This window comes from Pseudoalteromonas rubra (assembly GCF_005887095.1).
In the GTDB taxonomy this organism is placed as follows: Bacteria; Pseudomonadota; Gammaproteobacteria; order Enterobacterales; family Alteromonadaceae; genus Pseudoalteromonas; species Pseudoalteromonas rubra_E.
This window is the reverse complement of the sequence record NZ_PNCI01000073.1, coordinates 1-336: the sequence shown is the minus strand read 5'-3', so window position 1 is coordinate 336 and position 336 is coordinate 1. Positions and strand designations below refer to the sequence as shown.

Sequence of the window (336 nt, the reverse complement as noted above, 5' to 3'; positions counted from 1 at the left end):
GAGATGTGGAAGTGGTGTGAGCCATTGAGCTAACTCGTACTAATTACCCGTGAGGCTTAACCATACAACGCCAAAGTGGTTTTGTTTGTTAGAAGTTAAGAATTAAAGTAGACGACAGAATTTAATAAAGCTTTTCCAGATTTTAGTGAGACGTTGATAAACGTCTTGCACAACAGTTTATGCTTGGTAACCATAGCGTTTTGGAACCACCTGACCCCATGCCGAACTCAGTAGTGAAACGAAATAGCGCCGATGATAGTGTGGGGTTTCCCATGTGAAAGTAGGACATTGCCAAGCTCCTAATTAGAGGTCGACGAAAGACATTCATCCATGAAT

Annotated in this window: 1 rRNA gene; it reads left to right on the top strand. The window is 42.0% G+C overall.

What is annotated here, in order from left to right:
• Nucleotides 1–182 precede the first annotated feature (182 nt).
• Nucleotides 183–297, top strand: a 5S ribosomal RNA gene (gene rrf / locus CWB99_RS22130).
• Nucleotides 298–336: the final 39 nt, after the last annotated feature.